The 4634-nt window shown below is 37.2% G+C and carries 3 protein-coding genes; 1 reads left to right on the forward strand and 2 read right to left on the reverse strand.

Annotated features, from left to right (window positions below; translation table 11 throughout):
- Positions 1 to 445: 445 nt before the first annotated feature.
- Positions 446 to 619, forward strand: coding sequence for a DUF4177 domain-containing protein (locus AC5KOD_RS03080; RefSeq protein WP_496913070.1), 174 nt, complete (start codon positions 446 to 448; stop codon positions 617 to 619).
- A gap of 905 nt (positions 620 to 1524) precedes the next feature.
- On the opposite strand, the gene AC5KOD_RS03085 is transcribed toward AC5KOD_RS03080, so the two are convergent.
- Both AC5KOD_RS03085 and AC5KOD_RS03090 read right to left on the reverse strand, forming a co-directional pair.
- Complete coding sequence (locus AC5KOD_RS03085) at positions 1525 to 1794, reverse strand: hypothetical protein (protein WP_496913071.1); 270 nt, start codon at positions 1792 to 1794, stop codon at positions 1525 to 1527.
- A 1522-nt stretch (positions 1795 to 3316) separates the two neighbouring features.
- Positions 3317 to 4510, reverse strand: a complete 1194-nt coding sequence (locus AC5KOD_RS03090) for an amidohydrolase (protein ID WP_496913072.1) — start codon at positions 4508 to 4510, stop codon at positions 3317 to 3319.
- Between the last annotated feature and the right edge of the window lie 124 nt (positions 4511 to 4634).

The following is a 4634-nucleotide window of genomic DNA, read 5'->3' on the forward strand; positions in this document are numbered from 1 at the left end:
GATTTGCGGTAGAAAGATTATCTCTCAAACTGAAATTAGTCGCTTAAAAAAAATCACATAACTAAAATCGGGAAAGTTTATTCTCAAATAAAATATGAATTATGAAATTGATTCATCTAGAAGAAAAAAGAATTAAGGATGATTATTCCTATTTTTATTTTAGTAATATACCGACCTCCACTGTGGAAGATTATAAAACTTTTTTAATAAAAGAAAAATTTTCGGAAAGTGAAATACATGGCAAAGATGGTATGCAGTATATCTACTCTGCTACTAATAAAACTAATGAGATAATTGAAATTTCGATTATTAGCTCGCTTGTTACTGGAAATAAAATTGATATTACGATAACACACTGAAAACTGTCTATCCACAACTTTTTGATCTTCCACGTATTAATAATTTTTTGGTGATATAATATTGTTAGAAAGCGAGGTAATTAATTATGCAAAAATATCAATACGAATTTGTTAATGCCAATGGATTAGATATCGTCGGAGGAATTAAAGATCACAGAGAAATCATCGAAAACTATTCAAAAAAAGGATATCGTTTTGTCACTGTCATCCCCACTAAGTTTGGCACATATGATTTAGTGTTTGAAAAAGAGAGCAATTAGTGTTCTATTTTTAATCTTTCTGATATTAATCAACTTTAAAGTAATCACTCCACTTTCAAGTAATGTTCTATATTTAAAAAATGTGATATCGTGTTAGCTCCGATGTCAAAAATGAGAATTTCTTAGTATAGTTAATTCATCCAGTAAAACACAGAAAGAAATAACAAACTATCTAATAAGTCTTGATTTGTAAAAAAGAACTTCAAGTATTATGATAATGGAGGTACTATTAGTTGAAAAAATATAAAAAAGTAACTGTAATTTTGTTATTATCAGTTGTTCTATTTTACTTATACTTCATGCTCAGTACATAAAAATAAGGACAGCAATAATGATAATAAGTCATTACCAATAAATTCCTATCACCTTCCAGTAGAAACTTTTACAACGTCAGACATATCAGACGTAAATGATAATGAGATTATTGTTCCAAAATGAAGTAACTGATTACATAAAAAAACAGGTGATATCTTCATCTAAGATGTCACCTGCTTCTTCATTTATTTTTTAATATACAGGCTCATCTGGTAGTTCCTGAAAAGTTTGCCAACAAACTCCACATTGATAAAAGGTATACCATGTGACTTCGGATTTTTGAACGACTGCTGCGAGCATACCAACTATTTCCAGAAATAAAACACCTGTATTGCTTCAGCAAACAGGCTAGTGAATCGTGGCTAAGTCACTCAGACGTATGCTAAAAAAGAACCCAATTAGAGGTTATCATTGGATGACCGTTTCTAGCATTTAATTTCAAAACGAGTCGAAATCCTACCGCTCCCCCTCTTCGACTTTTCCCCCATGGGGAGAAATTGAGAGTCCGTTCAATACTGCTTAGGTTGGAAGTTGAAATTTGGAATGGTCTATCAATTTTTCAAACTTTGCTACACACCCCATAATCTTTTTTAGCTTAATTCTACAACAAATGTTTCATAAGGTTTTAAACTTAGGTCTGATAGATTGTAGCTAGACTCATTATAATTTGAAATGATCGGTTTAGATAATTCAGGGGTTTCTAGAATAGAAAACTGACGAGCACTATCAGTAAAGTTTGCGACTACTAACCATTCTGAACCTTTATATTTCCGCTTATAAACAAACATTGTTTCATCCTTTTCAAACAATAATTCATACTCACCCCAAACAATGTGCTTTAAATTGATTAAAGGAGTCATGAATAATTATTATGGCGCTAAATATGATGAGATTGGCTGTTAGAGAACGAACTAAATCACTAAAATCCAACGCAAAACGGATCGAAAATAAAATTAAATTCTAGTCACTGTAACCTCCCCTCTAGTTTTGATTTTTTGGTAATTAATCCTTTTTGACTGGCTGCACCTTTCCAACAGGGATCTGATCTACGTCCTAGTCTAATTGATGGCAATAAAAAGACTCACTTGCCTAACTCACGCTTTTTTAACTCGTTCCTCCTTAGTAAAAACCTTCGTAACACTTGATATAACGCGATTTCTTGACAATTCTTATCTCAAAAAAAACAACTTTATTAACCAAAAGGCGTGAGTTAGCCACTTTTACATTGACTAATAAATATGTCAGAATGAACACAACGCACCATCTTGACCGTTTTTGAATCAGGTACATTAAATTTATCTTGCCACACTGTCAGTGAGAACCATCTCCTCACCTACCTAGCCAAGATACATGTAACAGAAATAATACGCTAAGAAAGATATCAAGATAGCTCGTATTAGGTCAACTAAGATAACCTAACACGAGTCTTCTATTGTCTTCATCGCTAATCAAGTTAAGATAGCACTATCATCGATTAGTAACTTACAGAAAAGTGTTTCAGTTGACAGCGAATAAATAGTTTCCTAGTTAGTCGATTCATTGATACATCAACATTTCTCGTCCAACCAACTAATCGCCTATGTCAACTGAGACCAGACATGAGCTGTATTTTACACTTTAATTAAATAACAACTTTTAAAAATGATAAAAAATCTAGTATTTTTTATCATTTAATAACATGCTATCCAACTAGTGACTTACTAAAAAGTCAGTCAGACGACAGCTTACAAACAGGTTAAATTGTGGCGGAATCACTGTTATATCAAACATTCCCCCTATAATCCATCAATCACTTATGTCGACTGAATCCAGACATGAGCCATATTTTACACTTTAATTAAACAACAGTGTTTAACTATTGAGAAGAAACTAGCATCTCTTATCATTTAATAACATGCTATTCAACTAGCGACTTATTAAAAAGTCAGTCAGACGACAGCTTACAAACAAGTTAAATTTTGGAGAAATCACTGTTATATCAAACATTCCCCTATAATCCATGACTCACTTTTGTCGACTGAATCCAGACATGAGCTAAATTATTCGCTTTAATTAAATAACACCTTTTAACAATAAAGAAAAATTTTAGTATTCTTTATCATTTAATAACATACTATTCAACTAGCGACTTACTAAAAAGTCATTCAGACGACAGCTTACAAACAGGTTAACTTTTGGCGAAATCACTGTTATATCAGCTGTTCCCCCTATAAGCCACCAATCACTTTTGTCGACTGAACCCAGACATGAGCTGTATTTTCGCTATCGATTAAACAACATCCGTTAACTGTTAAATCCCCCACTCCCCCTCACTCATCCTAGACAGCCATTCCCACTTTTCACAGTGAACGACTTCCCCTGATCGCTCACTGTTCATTTCCCTTACTCCGTTAAAAAATTAAGTGCAAACGTCACCGTGGCTCCTAAGCTGTACGCTAAGGCATCCTCATCTAAATCAAAGTAATCATTATGATGCTCGGCCCCACTGCCAACCTCGGGGTTGCCAATTCCTACAAAGGCAAAAACACTCGGCGCGACTTTGGCATAGTGCGAAAAAGACTCAGAGGCGTACCATTGAATATCTTCTACCAGCTTGTCTGGATACAGGTCTTCGACGCCTAGTCGTGCAATCTCGGCGAGTAAGGGATCATTTAAGACGGGAATCGTGGCAAAGCGCATACCGTCCAAGTAACGAATGGTGCACTTATGAGCGGCCGCTGTGTGTTCTGCGACTTCCTTCAAGACGGCCATTGCTTTATGCCCTTCTGCCACATCAAAATACCGTAAGCTTCCCCCAATATAAGCCGTATCAGGAATCACATTGTTGGCACTCCCTGCATGGAATTGAGTTAACCCAAGGGTTACCGTCTTACTGACATCCAACTGATTGGCCCACGCACTCGTCAGGCCAGTTAGAACATTGGCGGCGGCGAAAATCGGGTTAATGGATAAATCAGGACGAGAGCCATGACCAGAGCGACCGACCACTTCAAAGTCAATCACCGCTGCTCCGGCCATTCGCGGGCCACCATCCAAACAGATTTGACCCGTTGGCATAAAGGCGGTCAAATGGGTGCCATAAATCGCGTCAATGCCTAAGGGTTGAAGACTCTCAATCATGGCCTCAATCCCTGAGCCAATTTCTTCGCCTTCTTCAAACAAGAACATAATCCGTCCAGATAGTTCGTCTTTGATCTCAACTAATAAACGCATGGCAGCGAGTAAAACCGCCATATGGCCATCATGACCACACATATGAGAGACCCCCTCAACTTCCGAGAGCCACTTACGTGGCCCTTTCAGGTTAGTGGGCTGTTCTAAAATTGGCAGGGCATCAATGTCCGTTCGCAAGGCCACTGTTTTTCCTTCCCGTTTCGTGTCCAAGATGGCATAGAAACCAGTGGTTGGAACGTCGGTAATTGGTAGGCCTAATTTGGTAACTTCTGCTTTTAAAAATTCGCGAGTCTGCCATTCATTGGATGAGACTTCTGGGTGCTGGTGTAAATAACCGCGGGTTTCACGCATATAAGGATCGAGTTCGGCTATTTTTTTGGTTAAATCGTTAGTATTAATCATGAGGTAGCTCCTTTACTTTTTTGGCTAAGCGTTCAAGGGCAGCGGTTAAGACCGCAGTGGTACAAGCCAAGCTGATCCGTTGGAACTGTTGGCCTTCTTCACCGAATAAATTGCCGGGATCGAG

The organism is Vagococcus sp. WN80Y (assembly GCF_059621045.1).